Origin of the sequence: Variovorax sp. VaC1, assembly GCF_043658315.1 — a bacterium.
GTDB lineage: Bacteria > Pseudomonadota > Gammaproteobacteria > Burkholderiales > Burkholderiaceae_C > Variovorax.
Genome location: NZ_JBIGLT010000007.1, coordinates 387,777 through 405,612, shown reverse-complemented (window position 1 = coordinate 405,612; position 17,836 = coordinate 387,777). Strand labels below are relative to the sequence as shown.

Below are 17,836 nucleotides of genomic sequence, written 5' to 3'. Positions count from 1 at the left end.
GCCTCGTCATGCGCCACGCGCTCAAGGAATTCGCCCTGCCGGTGTTCGCCATTGCGGCGGCACTGCTGCTGTTCGGCCTGCTGGTGGCCTTTGCCGGTGTCGATCCGGTGGAGGTCTGGACGACGCTCTTCAAGGGCGCGTTCGGCGACTGGTTCTCGTGGCAAAACACGTTGCAGCGCGCGGCGCCCTTGATGCTCACGGCGCTGTGCGTGGCGTTGCCCGCGCGCGCCGGGTTGATCGTCATCGGCGGCGAAGGCGCGCTGGTGCTGGGCGGCCTGGCCTGCGCGGCGCTTGCGCAAGCGGTGCCGCTGCCCGGCAACATCGTCGGCACGGTGGTGGTGTGCATCGCGGGTGCGGTCGTCGGCGGGCTGTGGATCATGCTCGCGGGCTGGCTACGCCAGTACCGCGGCATCAACGAAACCATCAGCAGCCTGCTGCTGGCCTACATCGCCATCGGCATCTTCAAGCACCTGGTTGAAGGGCCGCTTCGCGATCCGGCGAGCCTCAACAAGCCTTCGACCCACGCACTGAACGACGGCATGCTGATCGGCGGCATCGGAGGTTCCGACGTGCACTGGGGGCTGGTGATCGGCGTCGTGGCTTGCCTCGGGCTCGGCTGGTGGCTGCGCGCGACGGCTTCGGGTTTTTCGGTGCGCGTGGTCGGCGGCAATCCGCGCACCGCGCAGCTCGTGGGCCTGCCGGCCACGCGGCTCATCCTCACCGCCTGCGGACTGGGCGGCGCGTGCGCGGGGCTCGCGGGCGCGGTCGAGGTGGCGGCGGTGCACACCAACGCCAACGCCTCGCTGATCGCGGGGTACGGCTATGCAGGCATCCTCGTGTCGTTCATCGCGCGACACAACCCGGTGGCCATCGTGCCGGTGGCGATCCTGTTCGGCGGCTTTGGTGCAGCCGGCAGCCTGCTGCAGCGACGGCTCGGGTTGCCCGATGCATCGGTGCTGGTGCTGCAGGGCATTGCCTTCGTGCTGATCCTGGCGAGTGAGGGGCTGCGCACGGTCAACTGGAAGACCGTGGGCGACCGCATGCTGCCCGAGGCCAGGAGCTACACATGAGGAGGGGCTCCTTGTCTTGTCCCCTCTCCCTCTGGGAAAGGGTGCCAGACCGTTGCAGCGCGGAGGCCGTTGAATGACGGCCGACCAATGGATCGCCCTGATCGCCGGCATCGTCGGCGGCGCATTGCGCGTGGGCGCGCCCTTCCTGTTCGTGAGTCTGGGCGAATGCCTCACCGAGAAGTCGGGCCGCATCAACCTCGGGCTCGAAGGCGTGCTGGTGCTGTCGGCCATGGCCGCATTCGGCGGCGCGTACCTCACCGATTCGGCCTGGCTCGGCGTGTTGATCGGCGCCACGGCGGGCGCGGCGCTGGCGCTGCTGCATGGCCTGCTGTGTTCGCTCGACCGCGTGAACGACGTGGCCACCGGCATCGCGCTGATGCTGCTGGGCACTGGGCTCGCCTTCTACCTGGGCAAGCCGTTGATCCAGCCGCAGGCGCCGCAGATTCCTGCGATCCCGCTGGGCTTCTGGAGCGACAACACGGTGGTGCGCTCGGCGCTGCAGCTCAACGCGCTGGTGCCCATCGGCGTGGCGCTGGCGGTGCTGCTCTGGTGGGGCTTTGCGCGCACGCGCGCCGGCCTGCTGGTGCGCATGGCGGGCGATTCGGCACAGGCGACACGCGCGCTCGGCTACTCGGTCTCGGGCCTGCGCACCGCGACCACCACGGCGGGCGGCTTCATCGCGGGGCTCGGCGGTGCGTCGCTCACGCTGTTCTATCCGGGGAGCTGGAACGAAGGCATCTCCAGCGGACAGGGCCTGATCGCCGTGGCGCTCGTGATCTTCGCGCGCTGGAGCCCGCTGCGCTGCGTGGGCGCGGCGTTTCTCTTCGGCGGTGCGGGCGCCATCGGGCCGGCGCTGCAGTCCATCGGCGTCGGCTGGGGCTACCACCTGTTCAACACCGTGCCTTATGTGCTCACGCTGGTGATCCTGGTGTTCACCTGCAAGCCGGGCAGCGCCGCCATCGGCAGCCCCGGCGAACTTTCATCGACAAAAAACTGAGTGCCCGCGCAGGCCGAACCCAAGCCATGACCACCCTCGCCCACACCACCGAACGCCACGTCGCCGCCGAGCCCTATGCCTGGCCTTACAACGGCGCGCTGCGGCCCGACAACACCGCGTTGATCGTGATCGACATGCAGACCGACTTCTGCGGCAAGGGCGGGTATGTCGACGTGATGGGCTACGACCTGTCGCTGGTGCAGGCGCCCATCAAGCCCATCGCGCGCACGCTCGCGGCGCTGCGGCCGCTGGGCTTTCACATCATCCACACGCGCGAAGGCCACCGGCCCGACCTGGCCGACCTGCCGGCCAACAAGCGCTGGCGTTCGCGGCAGATCGGTGCGAACGGCGTGGGCATCGGCGACGACGGGCCCTGCGGCCGCATCCTGGTGCGCGGCGAGCCGGGCTGGGAGCTGATTCCCGAACTCGCACCGCTGCCGGGCGAGGTGGTGATCGACAAGCCGGGCAAGGGCTCGTTCTATGCAACCGACCTCGAACTGATCCTGCGCACGCGCGGCATCGAGAACCTGATCCTTGCCGGCATCACGACCGACGTGTGTGTGCACACGACGATGCGCGATGCCAACGACCGCGGCTTCGAGTGCCTGCTGCTGTCCGACTGCACGGCGGCCACCGACCATGGCAACCATCTGGCGGCGTTGAAGATGATCACGATGCAGGGCGGCGTGTTCGGCGCGCACACCACGTCGCAGGCGCTGCTGGCCACGCTCGCGCCCGAAGCGACCACGGCCTGAGGCACCACATGGCGGCCGCTCTTTCCGCGCAACCCATCGGCGGCCTGCCCGCCGGCACCGGCGCACTCGCGCTCGATACCTACGAGTTGACCAAGCGCTTCGGCAGCTTCACCGCGATGGACCGCGTGACGATGCGTGTCGAGCCCGGCTCGGTTCACGCGCTGCTCGGCGAGAACGGCGCGGGCAAGAGCACGCTGGTGAAGTGCGTGGCCGGCTTTCAGCGCGCGGAAGAGGGCAGCATCCTGATCGATGGTCGCGAGCAGGACATCGCCAACCCGATCGTGGGGCGCGCCCTGGGCATCGGCATGGTCTACCAGCACTTCACGCTCGCACCCGGCATGACGGTGGCCGAGAACCTGTTGCTGGCCGGCGGCAAGACGCCCGCGCTGATCGACTGGAAGAAAAAGCGCGCCGAGCTGGAAGACTTTCTGGCGACCACGCCCTTCAGCCTCGACCTCGATGCACGGCCTTCGGAACTTGCGGCGGGCGAGAAGCAGAAGCTCGAATTGCTCAAGCAGCTGTATCTGCAGCCGCGCCTGCTGATCCTCGACGAACCGACGTCGGTGTTGACGCCGCAGGAGGCCGACGAAGTGCTGGGCCATGTGCGTGCCATTGCGCGCAGCGGGCGGTGCACGGTGCTCATCATCACGCACAAGTTTCGCGAGGTGATGGCGTATGCCGACAGCGTGACGGTGCTGCGGCGCGGCAAGGCGGTGCATCACTGCCGCGTGGTGGGCACGAGCCCGTCGCAGCTTGCGCAGGCCATGATGGGTGGCGAGGGCGCGGTGGCTTCGGCGCCCGTGGCCAGAAGGCCGGTGGACGCGAGCGCGCCTGTCGCGCTGAAGGTGGAAGGGCTTCAGGCGCAGGGCGACCGGGGCACGCTGGCCTTGCACGACCTGAGCCTGTCGGTGCGTGCGGGCGAGATCCTCGGCGTGGCCGGCGTTTCCGGCAACGGCCAGCGCGAGCTGGTCGAGGCGCTGGTCGGGCAGCGGCCACGGCTGGCGGGCCGCGTGACAGTGATGGGACAGCCCTACAACGCACGGCGTGCGGAGAACCGCAGCCTCAAGGTCCGCAGCCTGCCCGAAGAGCCCTTGCGCAACGCATGCGTGGGCGATCTGAGCGTGTCGGACAACATGGCGCTGCGCGATTTCGACAGGCCCCCGTTGTCGCGCGGTGGGGTGCTCAACTTTCCGTTCTGGCGCAGCCGGGCGCGCGAGTGGATCGCGGCGTATGGCGTCAAGACGCAGGGCGAGGGCGCACCCATTCGCAGCCTGTCGGGCGGCAACGTGCAGCGCGCGGTGCTGGCGCGTGAACTGGCGGGCGACATCAACGTGCTGATTGCCGCCAATCCGGTGTTCGGCCTCGACTTCGCGGCGGTGGCGGAGATCCACTCGCGCATCGTGCAGGTGCGCGAGAAGGGCGGGGCGGTTCTGCTGATCAGCGAAGACCTCGACGAACTGCTGGAGCTGGCGGATCGCATTGTCGTGATGAGCGAAGGGCGCGTGGTGTTCGAGACTTCTGCTGCGGGGGCTGAACGGCATGTGATCGGGGGGCACATGGGGGGTGGGCATTCCGGGCCTTCTGTGGAGGCTGCTGCATGAGTGCTCTGTTGCTTGTTGCGAGGCCGCCCGGCATCCCCGCTGTGCCGGCCGCTTCGCGGCTTCCCTGCGGTGCTCGCGTTTCGCGGGGTCTCGCAGAACTCGCTTCGCTCAAACAGCTGCGAGCCCTGATCCGCGAAACGCTGCGCTCCTCGGCGGCCCAGAGGGGACGTCGGCACCGCACCGCCTGCCGGGCTTCGAGGGGGCGTGCTTGCCCTCTGTGCGTTTATGGCTCTGCACATAAGGGAGGACGACGATGCGCATAGGCATGGAAACGGCAGCACCTTTTCCTTACGAGTTTGAACTCGCGAACACGGCGTTGGTCCTCATCGACATGCAGCGCGATTTCATGGAGCCGGGGGGCTTTGGCGAGACCCTGGGCAACGACGTCTCGTTGCTTCAGGCGATCGTGCCGGCGACGCGGAAAGTCCTGCAGGCTTGGAGAGCCGCAGGCGGCCTCGTGGTCCACACTCGGGAGGCTCATGCCGCCGATCTGTCCGACTGCCCACCGGCCAAGCGCAACCGTGGCAAACCCGCGCTGCGCATCGGCGACGAGGGGCCGATGGGGCGCATCCTCGTGGCAGGGGAGCCCGGCAACCAGATCATCGAGGCGCTTGCACCCATCGACGGAGAGATCGTCATCGACAAGCCGGGCAAGGGCGCCTTCTATGCCACCGGGCTGCACGAAATGCTGCAGCAACGCGGCATCACCCACCTGCTGTTCGGCGGCGTCACCACCGAGGTCTGCGTGCAGACCTCCATGCGCGAAGCCAACGACCGGGGCTACGACTGCCTGCTGCTCGAAGACTGCACCGAGAGCTACTTTCCGGCCTTCAAGGCAGCCACGCTCGACATGGTGCGTGCCCAGGGCGCCATCGTCGGCTGGACGGCACCCAGCGCCGCGCTGCTTGCGGCGCTGCTGAACCACGCGGCATGACGCGGACGCCAGCGACTACCATTCCCCACGTGTCTACCGTTCGACCCCGCCCCGCTTCACCTGCTCCCGCCGTCGTCACTGCTGTCGATGCGGCTGTTTTCCGCACGCGGGCCGACGAGGTCTATGCGCAGCTCAAGCGCGACGTGGCCGACTTCATCCTCGTGCCGGGCGATCGCTTCACCGAGAACGAGATCAGCGAGCGGCTCGGCGTCTCGCGCACGCCGGTGCGGCAGGCGCTGTTCCGATTGCAGCAAGAGGGGTTTGTCGAAGTGCTGTTTCGCAGCGGCTGGCGCGTGCTGCCTTTCGACTTCGACCAGTTCGAGCAGCTCTACGATTTGCGCATGGTGCTGGAGACCACCGCCGTGCACCGCCTGTGCGAAACCGATCGCCACATCGACCGCGGCCTGATCGAGACGCTGGCCGACATCTGGCTCGTGCCCGTGGCGCAGCGCAGCGCCGACACCGCGCAGGTCGCGCAATGGGACGAGGCTTTTCATTGCACGCTGGTGGCTGCAGCCGGCAATGCCGAGATGGCGCGTGTGCATGGCGACGTGACGGACCGTATCCGCATCATCCGCCGGCTCGACTTCACGCAGCAGCCGCGCATCGACGCGACCTACGAGGAGCACGGCAAGATCCTGAAGGCCGTGCGCGCGAACCGTGGCGATCAGGCCGCGATGCTGCTGCGCGCGCACATCGAAACCAGCCAGGCGGAGGTGCGCAAGATCACGTTGCACCAGGTGCATCTGGCGCGGCACGCGGGGAAGGCGGCGCTGCGCTGAGGTTTCGCACCTGCAGCGCACCCTCAGGTGTGGTCAGGGAGCGCCGAGGGGCGCAAACATCATTCGGGGAAGGCGCGTAAGGCCCACTGCCATCATTCCATCCGGCGTCACCACCAGCTGACGGTCATAAAGATAACCGTACCCCTGGAGATTGAAGGATTTCAGCAGCGCCCCGCTGGGCGCATGGAGCCAGAGGCCGTCGTCAAGATAGCCGCCGTCGATGCCGCACAGCACGCGGCCGTCCCTGGTGACCTCGACGTTGTTGGGATAGGGGCTTCCCCCTGGAAGGCTTCCAATGAAGCCCAGGGTCAGAGGATCCACTGAAGAGCATCGGTAGGGCGAGCCCGATGCCGTATAGAGCGCAGTGCCGTCTGAATTCACTGCGATGTCCAAGCCGTTCGAGGCACCATTGATGAAAGCCGCTCCTGCGGTGGATTTCACCATCAGGGTGCCGTTCGCCATTGCCGAGTAGTCGACATCGTATGCACCGACGCTGGCCGGGCTCATGCCTTTGTCCTGTACGAAAACTCTTCGGCCATCGGACGTTGCCGTGAGATTCCAGTTGCTGCTGAAGGGTTGCGGCAACGCGGCAAAACGGGTTCCATCTATGTATGCGATGCCGTTGCCTGTCAGAACGACATCCTTGCCATTGACGCGGATCGCCAGCAGGGTTTGTGGATAAGACTCACCGGGTTTCAACGTCAGCGGCCAGGTCGCGATCTTCGATGCACTTGCCAGGTCGACGACGACGATGGGGCCGCCTCCTTTGTCGAGCACGTACAGGAGGCTTCCATCGGGCGCGACGCTCATGTCGCTCAGCCAAGCTCCGACGTTCGCGATGGTGCCGACTTTCGTGCCCAGGTGCGCGTTGTAGATGTCGATGAACGTGCCGCCGTTGTGCGCGTAGACGTAAGGTCGGACCTTGTCGGCGACGACGTTCGTGTAGCTCGCGGACAGCGGGGTCAGGGCGGTCAGCCCATCGTCGGCGCGCCACAGGCCGACACGGACGATCGCGTCCGCAACGCCCGGTTGGGACGTCTTCAGCGTCACGGTCGCATAGCTGGTCGCACCCGTCGGCGCCAGTTGGGGATCCGCGGTGAGCACAAGGCCCGGACCGGTTCCGGTGGTCCCGCTGCCCGTCACGGAAAGCCAGGAGGCACTGGAGGTGGCGGTCCACGGCAGGGCGCCTGCGAAGTTGTCGGTAACCCGCAGCGTTCTCGTGAGCACCGATCCACCAGGCGTGCTTGCAAAGCCGACGCCCCACTCGGAAGGAAGAAGCTGGCGCTTGTCCCGGTTCAACACCAGGGTCAGGGGCAGGGTGGCCGTGGTGCCGTTGACTTGCGCCGTCACGGTCGCTGTGCCCGATTGGGTGCCGGGCGCGGCGGCATTGAAAACCGGCGAGAAGCTCAACGAAGTGCCGCTCGCATCAACGGTGCCGGAGGTGGGCGAGGCGGTGACCCAGTCGGGCAGCGGCGCCGAGAGGGTCCAGGGCCATTTGTTGTCCCTGTTCAGACTCATCGTCAAGATCGATTGCGTGACCTCGTCTCGCCCCTTGGGGCCACCCAGTGTGACGGTCGTGGATGGCGCCGATAGCCTGGGTTGGGAGAGCGGGGCCAGGAGCGACGCCCTGGCAGCCAGAGAGTCCGGATCGACAGGCAGTCGTGACGAAGCGGTGCCCGCCGTCAAGCCGCTGATCGAATCAAGGCTCGTAGCTCGCAGCGGTACGGCCGCACCGTTCACGTCCGTCAAGGAAAGTGCCGTTGCGTTGTTCGTATCGGCAGGACTGGAAGTGGAAGTCGCCGACGCTGCGCCGGCAACGCCAGAAGAGCCTCCGCCTCCCCCACCACCGCATGCAACCAGCGCCAGACAAAAGCCAACGATGGCTGTGAATTTCAGCGTCATGTCCCTCTTCCCTCGTCATCTTTCTCGCTCGGAGCCGTACTGCGAAGTAATGCACGCATGCACGACGGTTAATACTTATTGCAAAAGTATCGCAGTTTTCGAGCGATGATAGTCTTGTGACCATGTGGTGGTCGATGCACTCTTGAGCCGCGCGCGCCATGCGGTCCGCGCGAGAAAAGCTGAGCCAAGATGCGCAAGAGAGAGTCGGCCGTATTGCTCATGGCCGCAGCCCCTTCTGTGCCCTTCAGCGGGGAAGGGGAAAAGGAGGTTGCATTTAACCAGCTGCGCCACCGTGGCGGCCTTCTGTACGTTCGGGTTCGTTACCAGCAGCAGCGTGCCCCAGGACGTGAGTGACACCGGCGTGAAGTCGTTCACCGGGTCGTAGCTCAGCGACTTGCAGAGGCTGCGGTTCATGAGCCGTACAGCGCTGTGATGCACGCCAGTGCAATTGCTACGGAGAACCGATGGGGACGAATGCCATTTTGGGATCGTTCGTCAGGCCTACAGCCATTGTTCCGTCTGGCGTGACGACCAACTGGCGTTCGAGTAGTCCCTTTGCGTAACCTGCAAACCTGAAGGTTTTCAGTGTTGTTCCATCGGGCGCGTAGATACTGATATCAGCGATTGAATACATGCCACCGCTGCCGCATAGCACACGACCATCCTTGGTTACCTCGACGTTGTTGGTCCCGAAATGTATGTCTGGAGCCGGAAGTTCCGCAATGAATGCCAAGGTTCCAGGATTCAGGGAATCGCAACTCCACCCCCCTGTTATGTAGAGCGCGGTCCCGTCTGCATTGGCTGCGATATCTCTCCCGCTCGTGCGGCTGACACCCCACATTTCTGCAGTGAGTGTTGCCGTCAGCGTCTGGTCTGGCATTGACCCGTAGTCGAGGCTGTACGCACGACCGCTGGCCGGACTGAGACCATTGTTTTGTGCGAAGACCTTCCGCCCGTCGGATGACGCGGTGAAATCCCAGTGGGCATATGACGACAACGTCGCAATGTGCTTGCCGTCCACGTACGCGTCTCCATCGCTTGCCAGGACGATGTTCTTGCCATTGGTTCGGATCGCCAACAAACTGCGTGGCGCGCCGACGCTGACCCCTCCTATCTGCGCTTTCAAAGGCCAGGTTTCGGTCTTCGTCAGGTTTGCGAGGTCAACGACAACAATGGTCTTGCTCGGCAAATACTCGCTCTCGGTGTCTCTGTCGAGTGCGTACAGCAAGCTGCCATCAGGTGCAACGGTCATCTCCGACAGGGCGGCCCCAACGTTTGCGATGGTGCCGACCTTTGTGCCCAGGTGTGCGTTGTAGATATCGATGGAAGTGCCGCCGTTGTGCGCATAGACGTAGGGCCGAATCTTGTCGGCCACGACGCTCGTATAGTCCGTCGGCAATGTGGTGGTGGCAGTCAGGCCTTGACTGGAGCGCCACAGTCCAACACGGATGACAGCCGCCTCTATATCCGGGTTGGACGTCTTCAACGTGACGGTCGCATAGCTGATCGTATCCATCGTCGCCAGCTGGGGATTCGCGGTGATTGCCAGGCCCGGGCCGATATCGGTCGTCCCACTGCCCGTCACGGAGAGCCAGGGCGCGCTGGAGGTGGCAGTCCACGGCAGGGCGCCGCCTCGGTTGTCGGTGACCCGCAGCGTTCTCGTGAGCACCGATCCACCAGGCGTGCTTGCAAAGCCGATGCCCCATTCGGAAGGAAGAAGCTGCCGCTTGAGTTTCAGTGCGGCCCGGGCCGTCAGGGAGGCCGGATCGAAAGGCGGTCCCGACGAGGCGGTGCTCGCCACCAAGCCACCGATCATCTCGGAATCCGAAGCCTGCGGCGAAGCGGTCGCACCGGCACTGTTCGCTTCCTTGAAAGAGAAAGCCTTTGTGCCGTCCAGCGACTGCTCGGGCAGCACTTCAGGTGTGAGCCCGACCTTGGCCTGCTGGCCATTCGTGCCGGCAGCACCTGCGCCCGCAAGGCCGGAAAAACCTCCGGCTCCACCGCTATCTCCACTCCCACCACATGCAACCAGTGCCAGGCAAAAGCCAACGATGGCTGTGAATTTCAGCGTCATGTCCCTCTTCCCTCGTCATCTCAATCGCTAGGAGCCGCACAGCGTTGCGATGCAGGGTGCATGCACGGCGGTCAATACTTATTGCAAAAAGTATCGCAGCTTCGTGTGACGAGTGTTTTGACCGTTGTGTGACGAGCGATGTTCATGCGTCGGGTGACTCGCCGCGGCGCAGCGGCCAAGGAGGAACAAGGGCCGGTGCATTCAGTCGGCCGTGATGTTCCCGCGCTTCACCACCCCAGCCCACCGATCCGCATCCTTCTTGATGAGTGCCCCGAACTCCGCCGGCGTCGAACTCGCCGGCACCATGCCCTGCGACTCGAACGACTTCGCCACGTCGGGCTGCTTCAGCACCGCCGCGATCTCCTTGTTGAGCCGCGCCACCACGTCGGGCGGCGTGCCCTTGGGTGCGAGCACGCCGTACCACATGTCCACGTTATCGGCGGTCACGCCGGCCTCGGCCAGCGTGGGCACATCGGGCAGTTGCGGCAGGCGCTTGCTGCTGCCGGTGGCAATGGCCTTGAGCTTGCCGACCTGGATGTGCTGCAGCGCCACGTGCACCGGCAGGAACATGGTGTCGATGCGTCCGCCCAGCAGGTCGGTCACCGCGCCGGCGGTGCCCTTGTACGGCACGTGCAGCATCTCGGTGCCGGAGCCCTGCATGAAGAGCGCCATCGACAGGTGATGCGGCGTGCCGACGCCCGGCGTGGCGTAAGTCAGCTTGCCGGGGTGGGCCTTGGCCGCGCTCACCAGCTGCGCCACCGTGGTGGCCTTCTGCACGTTCGGGTTCGTCACCAGCAGCAGCGTGCCCCAGGACGTGAGCGACACCGGCGTGAAGTCGTTCACCGGGTCGTAGCTCAGCGACTTGTAGAGGCTGCGGTTCATGACCAGCGTGTTGACCTGCACCATCAGCGTGTAGCCGTCGGGCCTGGCGCGGGCCACCTTCTCGCTGCCGATGTTGCCGCTGGCGCCGGCCACGTTGTCCACGATCACCGGCTGGCCCAGCAGGGCCGGCAGGCGGGCCGAGAGCTGGCGCGCCACGAGGTCGATGCCGGTGCCGGGCGTGTAGGGCACCACCAGCGTGATCGGCTGGTCGGGCCAGGCGTGGGCGGCCACGGCGGTGGCCGAGACGAGCAGGGCGGCAAGGGTGCGGGTGAACAGTCGCATGGGTGGGGGTCTCCGTTGTCTTTCTTGTGGGTGGGTGTGCCGGCGCTCAGAGGTACGAGGCGCGCGCCTTCAGCGCCACCGGGTCGTAGCCGGCCACGCGCTTGTAGTTGTCCGAGATGGCCTGCAGCTCGGCCGTGGTCACGACGTCTTCGATCTGCTCGAAGCGCTGGCCGCCCGAGCGCTCGAACACTTCGCGCAGGATCGCGTCGGGCGGGTTGCTGCGGTTGGTCAGCACGACGTCGGTGGTCGCCTTCACGCGCACGCGGTCGTAGTCCTCGAGCGCGGCGGTGCCCACGCCCAGGTCCTTGAGTGCGCCCGCCAGGAAGCGCGCGTCGATGATGGCCTGGCCCGCGCCGTTGGAGCCGCGCGGCACCATCGGGTGCGCGGCATCGCCCAGCAGCGTGAGGCGTCCGTGCGTCCAGCGCGGCAGCGGGTCCTGGTCGACCATGGGGTACTCGAGGATGGTGTCCGAGGCGAGGATCAGCGCCGGCACGTCGAGCCAGTCGAAATGCCAGTCGGCAAAGGCGGGCATGAAATCTTCGAGGCGACCGGAGCGGCTCCAGTCGCGCATCGCGGGCTGCGGCGCGTGGATCTCGGCCACCCAGTTCACGAGTTGGTGGCCCTGGGCATCGATGTCGTTGCGGATCGGGTAGATCACCATCTTGCCGACCGACAGCCAGCCCGCGCGCACCATGCTCGCACCGGACAGGAACGGCTTCCAGCGTGCGGTGCCGCGCCACATGTTCACGCCCGAGTAGCGCGGCGCGCCTTCGTTCGGATAGAGCTGCTTGCGCAGCGCCGAGTGGATGCCGTCGCAGCCGATCGCGACAGCGCCGCGCACCGAGGGCGCGTTCGCGAAATGCACGGTCACGCCTTCGGCGTCTTGCGTCACGCCGGTGCAGCGGCGGTCGCAGACCACGCTGTCGGGGCCCAGGCGCTTGAGCGTCTCTTCGTACAAGACGGTCTGCAGGTCGCCGCGATGGATCGAGAACTGGGGCCAGTCGTAACCCGCATGCTCGCCCGCCGCCTCGCGAAAGATCAGCTGGCCGTGCTCGGTGAAGAAGATCGATTCCTTGGTGCGAACGCCCACCACGTCGAGCTGCGGCAGCAGGCCCAGCTCGGTCAACTCGCGCACCGCGTGTGGCAGCAGGTTCACGCCCACGCCCAATGGCTTGAGTTCGGGCACGGCCTCGTACACGCGGCAGGGAATGCCGGCCTGGTGCAGGCTCAGCGCCAGGGTCAGGCCGCCGATGCCGGCGCCCAGGATGATGACTTCGTTCATGGTCGTTCGTGGTGTTGCGGTGTATCCCGGAGGCGCATTAGGAACGCAGGCGAGCCATTTGGGAAATTTAGATGTGATATGGATTTATCATGAATCCTTATGAACCTCTCGACCCGCCAGATGCGCGCCTTTCTGCATGTGGCGCGCATCGGCAACTTCACGCGCGCGGCCGAGCAGGCGCACATCACGCAGGCGGGGCTGAGCATCCTGATCCGCGAAATGGAAAAGCAGCTGGGCTGCCGGCTGTTCGACCGCACCACGCGCGTGGTGAGCCTCACGCCGGCCGGGCGGCGGCTGCTGCCGGTGGTCGAGCGCCTGGTCACCGACCTCGAGGACGTGGCCGCGCAGCTCGGCGCCGAGGGCGACGAGGCGCGCCAGACCTTGCGCATCGCGGCCACGCCGCTGGTGTCGTCGCACCTGCTGCCGCAGGTGTTCACCACCTTCCGGCAGGCCCATCCGCAGGTGAGTCTGCGCCTGTTCGATGCCGACCTGCACGACGTCGGCGCGATGGTGACCGCCGGCGATGCCGACATGGGCCTGGGCTTTTTCTTCAAGGTCGCGGCGGGGCTCGACCGCACGCCGGTCGGGCGCTTTCACCTGATGCGCGTGGCGCCCTTGCCGGGCGGTACCGGCGAGCCGCCCGCCGTGCGCACCACTCCCTGGTCGGCATTGCGCGGTGCCGGGCTCATCGGACTGCCGCCGGGCAACCCGATCCAGAAGGTGATCGACCAGCATCTGTCTACCATCGGCCTGGCCGACGCACAGCGGCCCGCGTTCAACTTCTTCGGCACGCTGATCTCGATGGTGGAGGCCGGCTTCGGCACCGCCGTGATGCCGACCTTCGCGCTTGCGGCCTGCCGCCGCCACCGCGTGCGCACCGACGTGCTGACCCAGCCGAAGGTCGGGCTCGACTTCTACCGCATCACCAAGCGCGGCACGCAAGAGACCGAAGCCATGCAGGCCTTCACCGCCACGCTGGTGAAGGCGCTGCCCGCGCTTTCGCGCTAGCGGGTTGCCACCCGCGGGCGCTCAGACCATCGCGTTGTCGCCGCCGGGAATTTCGTGCGCCTTGATCTGGCGGCGCGTGAGCTTGTAGAGCGTGGACGAAAGAAAACCGTCCTGGTGCGTGTTCTTGGTCACGTTGACCACGAACTCGTCTTCAGGCGCGACGGCCTGCGCGCCCATGATCCAGCGCACGCTCTCGCGGTAGTTGTAGAGCACCTTGTCGTTGGCGTCGGCCAGCAGGGTCGACAGCGCGGCCATGGCGATGGCGTCGCCGTTGGTCGCATGCTCGCGCACGAAGTCCAGGTGGCGATGGCGCGCGCTGAGGTCGGACAGGTCGCTGATGAACATCAACGCGCCCTCGGTGGCACTTTCGTGGCCGAGCTCGCGGGCCTTCAGCATGGCCTCGACCGCCTGCACCTGCAGCGCGGGGCGTTGCGCCGCGGGCGTGGCGTCTTCCCAGGCCATGTCGTGGCAAAGGTAGCCGAGCTTGTAGGCTGCGACGCTGTTGCCGACGTCTGCCGCCTGGCTGTAGCAGCGCATGGCCTGCTGCCGGTCTTTCGTGCCGTGCAGGCCACCGGCGTGGAAGATGCCGAGCGTGAGCAGGCACGAGGTGTCGCCTGCCGCAAGCCCGAGTTCCAGCATCTCGAAGGCTTCCTTGTTGCGCGGCACGCGCCACAGCGCGCGCGCCAGGTCGTCCCAGTGCTCGGTGCCGGCGGCACGCTCGCGCGCGGCCGCCAGCCACGCGTTGCCGGTCGCTTCGTTGGGCACGAAGCCGAAGACGCCCTTCAGGCTGCAGTAGCCGTGCAGGATCAGCGCGGTGTTGCATTCGTAGGCATTGGCGCTGTTGCAGATGGCCTGGCCCAGCCAGTGGCCTTCGGGCTCCTGTTCGAGGGCGATGTGCACCGCCATGTTCATCGCGTATTCGTCGTCGATGGGGTGGTGGCTCTCGGCTTCGCGCAGGCAGGCCAGTGCTTCCGCGTGCTGGTCGAGCATGTAGTGGCTGACGGCCAGCCAGCGCAGGGTTTCCCAGCGGTGGTAGGGGTAGAGCGCCTCGTTGGCGCGCTGGCGCGTGGCGGCCATGCGCTGCTGGGCTTCGGCCGGGTCGTCGTCCTTGTCGACCGAGTTGCCCTGGTAGTCGTCGCGCCAGATCTCGTGGCGCAACCGGTCTTTCTCGACCTCGTTCAGGTGGGCGCAGGCGGGCGATGCGATGAAGGCGCGCACGCGCTCGTGGCTGCCGCCCCAGCGCGGCTGCTGGAACCAGACGCACTGGCGCATGAAGAAGAACAGCCGCGGGTGCACGTGCAGCGTGGCATGAATCCAGTAAGAGATGCCGCTGATCATCTTCTTGCCCTGCACGGGCGAGGGCAGGGCGACGGGCGCTTCTTCGGGGCATGCGATGCGCTCGTCGTGCCGCAGGCCCGAGCGCGCGAGCATGGTGAGCAGCTCTTCGCGCGTGGCCGGGTCGCCGAGCGAAAACGAGTGTTGCAGCGGGCTGTCGGGCCAGCGGCCGCTGCGCACCAGCTCGGTCAGCCAGTCGGGCTCGTTGAAGGCCGAAGTGCTTTGCAGCAGCAGGGCGCAGCTGGTCCACATGGTGGGCGCGAGCGTCAGCGCCCGCAGGGCCGCGACCGCGCTGCGCGTGGCGCAGGCATGGGCGCATTCCCAGCCCAGCGCGGTGACCGAACTGGCCCAGCCCGAGCCTCGGTACTGGTAGGCCCAGTGGTACCAGTAGTGGGCTTCGCAAAGCCAGGCATGGGCCGATTGCGGGCGGGCGGCCTGCCAGGCGAGCAGCCGGGCCAGGCCCTCGGCGCCGTCCGCCGTGCAGCCGGCGAGGTCGTCGGGCAGCGCGCCGTAGTAGCGCTCTTCGTCGTCGCGGTCATGGAAGCTGGCGGCCAGCGCATCGTCCAGGCGCTGGTCGAGCGCGGCGTAGTCGCCGGTACGCAGCAGGGCGTCGATGTCGCAGAGCTTCCAGCGCGCGGGCGCGGGAGGAATCACGGTCGCTGCGGCGGGGGGCGTGTTTGTCGTCATGGGCGGGCGGTCGCGCTTCAGGCTGATTCGGGCCGATTCAGGCCGTCGCGACGGGGGCGATGGTGGTGGTGGTGGGTTGGGGGTCGAAGATGCGGTAGCGCTTCCACGGCAACGTGAGCCAGTTGCCCTGGGTGTTCTGCAGGTGCTCCTGCACTTCCAGCGTGGCGCGCGAAGAGGCGGGGCCGTCCTGGCTGCTGATGCGCAGCCAGTGCAGCCGTGCCCGCGCGTAGGCGTGGCCGAAGTCTTCCCAGCTCTCGAAGCTGTCCTGCGCGCGCTGCGCATTCAGGAACAGCACCAGCCAGGCCTGCGATTCGGGCACCCAGCCCAGCAGCGCGATGCAGCGCACCAGGAAGGCGGTGCGCGCGCAATCGAAGGCCAGCGCGTCGCGCACCTTGCCCTCGGCCGCGAGCTGTTCGTAGAAGTTGGCGTGGGTGCGGCCGAGTCCGCCGACCCAGCCGACCAGCGCGGCCTGCATCTGCGTGGCGATGTCGCGCTCGGGCAGGTCGGCGGCCATGTTCATTTCGCGCAGCACCTGCCTGGCCAACCGCTGGCGCTGCTCGGTGGGCAAGTCGAGCGCCAGCGCGTCGCTGTCGCAGCGCAGGCCGTTGCGCAGCAGCAGGATGTCGCCGAGCGCCAGCGCCCAGCGGCGGCGGTTGGGCACGACCTTGCCGGATTCGGCACGGGCCTGCGCCGCGCGCGCCGAGAGGTCGGCGTTGGCTTTTTCCATGTGGCCGATGACCTTGCCCGAGCCGTGCATGGCGACGCGGAAAACCGTGCGCACGATGAACCAGGCCACGCGCACCGCGAGGTACAGCAAGCCCAGCAGCAGCAAGAGGATGAAGGCCTTCAACATGTCGTCATGCAGCCGCGGTGGGTGGCGCGCACATGGCGGCGCTCAGCGAGATGCCCTCGATTTCCATCATCGCGGCGGGTGCCTGCGGTACCTCCGGCACATCCGGCGAGACCGTACGCAGCGACGGCGGCAGGCGGTTCTGGGGCAGCGTCAGCCGGGCGGCGGCCGCCACGGCCACGTCCATCTGCCGCAGCCGCGCCAGCTCATGCGGCGCGATGCGCAGCAGCAGCCATTGCAGCGCCGGCGGCGGCTGCTCGAAGTGCTCGATCAGGTGGAAGTTGCCGCTCATCACGCTGAGCAGGAAGTCGGGGCTCTGCACGTCGGTCACGAACTTCCATTCGCCCCGGGCGGTGTCCGATGCCTCGGGCTCGAACACCAGGCCCATGCCCTCGCAGTCGCTGTGGCGTTCGCCGCGCGGCGGCAGCGTGCGCAGAAACTGCAGCACGTCGTCGGCGTACTTGCGGATCGGGTGGCGGTTCTGCTTGCCCTTGATCTGGTCGACCCGCAGCCCGTCCGGATGTACTTCGAGGCTGATGGTCACGTGCGGCAGGTTGCCCGCGCTGCGCAGCGTGAACAGGCGCAGCCGGCCGCTCTGCGCGGCGCTGGCGTACTGCTCGCCGTAGCCGCCGGCGAGCTTCTTGATGTTGGCGAACTGCCCCAGGCAGTGCTGCATGTGGAACGACTCGTAGGCCATCTCCTCGCGCAGCGCCGCATGGCTGCCGACGAACTCGAAGATCACGCCGTTGGGCGTGCGCAGCAGCTCCTTCAGGGCCAGGCCGCTGCTGGGCACCCAGCCCTTGTTGCGCTTGGCCTGCATGCGCTGGTGTTCCTGCTCCCACATGGCCATCGCCATGAAGCAGGTGATGCGCTGCAGCTTCTGCTCGAGCCGCGTGCCGCGCCGCGAGCGCAGGAACTCGACCAGCATGCGCTCGCGATCGACCAGCAGCAGGTGCTCGGGGTCGAGGTAGTAGAAGGTCTTCGGGCTGGCTTCGGTGGCGGGCGATTCGGTCTTGTCCTGCGACTTGTCCTTCGACTTTTCCTTGTCCTTGTCTTTGTCCTGCGCGGTGGCCGTGGCGATCGGTGCGCGCGGCTGGAACTGCCTGGCCAGCCAATCGGGCAGCGGCTTGTCGGGGCCGGCCGCTGCCAGGTAGTCGGCGGGCGACTGCACCGGCAGCACGTTGGCGAAGCTGCCGATGGCCCAGCGGAAGAAGTGGTTCAGCAGCCAGGCCGTCATGTCGGCGTCGTCGCCGCGCTCGGCGCTGCGGCGTGCGATGGCGGCCTTGACCTCGGGGGCGTTCACCACGTCGCGCGGCAGGTACACCGCCGACGCAGCCGTGGCGGTGGACGAAGACGGCGCGACCGTGGAAGGAGGCGGAACGGGCATCGGCGGCG

At 67.0% G+C, this 17,836-nt stretch carries 15 protein-coding genes; 7 read left to right on the top strand and 8 right to left on the bottom strand.

All coding sequences use genetic code 11. From position 1 onward, the window contains the following. Positions 1-8: 8 nt before the first annotated feature. The 6 genes from ACGLHS_RS27340 (at position 9) to ACGLHS_RS27315 (ending at position 6,139) form a co-directional block, all read left to right on the top strand. Positions 9-1,070, top strand: a complete 1,062-nt coding sequence (locus ACGLHS_RS27340) for an ABC transporter permease (RefSeq protein ID WP_394484918.1) — start codon at positions 9-11, stop codon at positions 1,068-1,070. Positions 1,071-1,143: 73 nt separating this feature from the next. Further along, a complete protein-coding gene (locus ACGLHS_RS27335) occupies positions 1,144-2,067 on the top strand; it encodes an ABC transporter permease (protein ID WP_394484917.1) in 924 nt (307 codons plus the stop codon). A 26-nt stretch (positions 2,068-2,093) separates the two neighbouring features. Beyond that, on the top strand, positions 2,094-2,822 hold the full coding sequence (locus tag ACGLHS_RS27330; RefSeq protein WP_394484915.1) for a cysteine hydrolase family protein: 729 nt from the start codon (positions 2,094-2,096) through the stop codon (positions 2,820-2,822). Positions 2,823-2,830: 8 nt separating this feature from the next. Then, positions 2,831-4,423, top strand: a complete 1,593-nt coding sequence (locus ACGLHS_RS27325; protein ID WP_394484913.1) for an ABC transporter ATP-binding protein — start codon at positions 2,831-2,833, stop codon at positions 4,421-4,423. A gap of 253 nt (positions 4,424-4,676) precedes the next feature. Further along, positions 4,677-5,357 carry a cysteine hydrolase family protein gene (locus ACGLHS_RS27320; protein WP_394484911.1) on the top strand — a complete coding sequence of 227 codons (681 nt, stop codon included), beginning with the start codon at positions 4,677-4,679 and terminating at the stop codon, positions 5,355-5,357. Further along, positions 5,354-6,139, top strand: coding sequence for a GntR family transcriptional regulator (locus tag ACGLHS_RS27315; protein WP_394484909.1), 786 nt, complete (start codon positions 5,354-5,356; stop codon positions 6,137-6,139). Before ACGLHS_RS27320 ends, ACGLHS_RS27315 begins: the two co-directional genes overlap by 4 nt. Positions 6,140-6,172: 33 nt before the next feature. Here the strand turns inward: ACGLHS_RS27315 and ACGLHS_RS27310 are convergent, their stop codons facing one another. The 5 genes from ACGLHS_RS27310 to ACGLHS_RS27290 all read right to left on the bottom strand — a co-directional run bounded on the left by ACGLHS_RS27310 (position 6,173) and on the right by ACGLHS_RS27290 (position 12,561). Continuing rightward, positions 6,173-8,041: a hypothetical protein gene (locus tag ACGLHS_RS27310; protein WP_394484907.1), complete on the bottom strand. Its 1,869-nt coding sequence runs from the start codon at positions 8,039-8,041 to the stop codon at positions 6,173-6,175. Between the two features lie 75 nt (positions 8,042-8,116). Further along, positions 8,117-8,455, bottom strand: a complete 339-nt coding sequence (locus ACGLHS_RS27305; RefSeq protein ID WP_394484905.1) for a hypothetical protein — start codon at positions 8,453-8,455, stop codon at positions 8,117-8,119. Between the two features lie 37 nt (positions 8,456-8,492). After that, positions 8,493-10,115: a YncE family protein gene (locus tag ACGLHS_RS27300; protein ID WP_394484903.1), complete on the bottom strand. Its 1,623-nt coding sequence runs from the start codon at positions 10,113-10,115 to the stop codon at positions 8,493-8,495. Between the two features lie 201 nt (positions 10,116-10,316). Beyond that, on the bottom strand, positions 10,317-11,279 hold the full coding sequence (locus tag ACGLHS_RS27295) for a Bug family tripartite tricarboxylate transporter substrate binding protein (protein ID WP_394484901.1): 963 nt from the start codon (positions 11,277-11,279) through the stop codon (positions 10,317-10,319). A 46-nt stretch (positions 11,280-11,325) separates the two neighbouring features. Continuing rightward, positions 11,326-12,561, bottom strand: coding sequence for a flavin-dependent oxidoreductase (locus tag ACGLHS_RS27290; protein ID WP_394484899.1), 1,236 nt, complete (start codon positions 12,559-12,561; stop codon positions 11,326-11,328). A 99-nt stretch (positions 12,562-12,660) separates the two neighbouring features. Between ACGLHS_RS27290 and ACGLHS_RS27285 the strand changes: the two genes are divergently transcribed. Continuing rightward, positions 12,661-13,569 carry a LysR family transcriptional regulator gene (locus ACGLHS_RS27285; protein WP_394484896.1) on the top strand — a complete coding sequence of 303 codons (909 nt, stop codon included), beginning with the start codon at positions 12,661-12,663 and terminating at the stop codon, positions 13,567-13,569. Between the two features lie 21 nt (positions 13,570-13,590). On the opposite strand, the gene ACGLHS_RS27280 is transcribed toward ACGLHS_RS27285, so the two are convergent. From ACGLHS_RS27280 to ACGLHS_RS27270, 3 genes are read right to left on the bottom strand one after another with little or no spacing between them, the layout of a single operon-like run. After that, on the bottom strand, positions 13,591-15,591 hold the full coding sequence (locus tag ACGLHS_RS27280) for a DUF4034 domain-containing protein (protein ID WP_394484894.1): 2,001 nt from the start codon (positions 15,589-15,591) through the stop codon (positions 13,591-13,593). 37 nt (positions 15,592-15,628) lie between these two features. Continuing rightward, the gene (locus tag ACGLHS_RS27275; RefSeq protein WP_394484892.1) at positions 15,629-16,444 is read right to left on the bottom strand and encodes a DUF1266 domain-containing protein; all 816 of its coding nucleotides are present in this window, start codon (positions 16,442-16,444) and stop codon (positions 15,629-15,631) included. A 4-nt stretch (positions 16,445-16,448) separates the two neighbouring features. Further along, on the bottom strand, positions 16,449-17,828 hold the full coding sequence (locus tag ACGLHS_RS27270; RefSeq protein WP_394484890.1) for a hypothetical protein: 1,380 nt from the start codon (positions 17,826-17,828) through the stop codon (positions 16,449-16,451). Positions 17,829-17,836 lie beyond the last annotated feature (8 nt).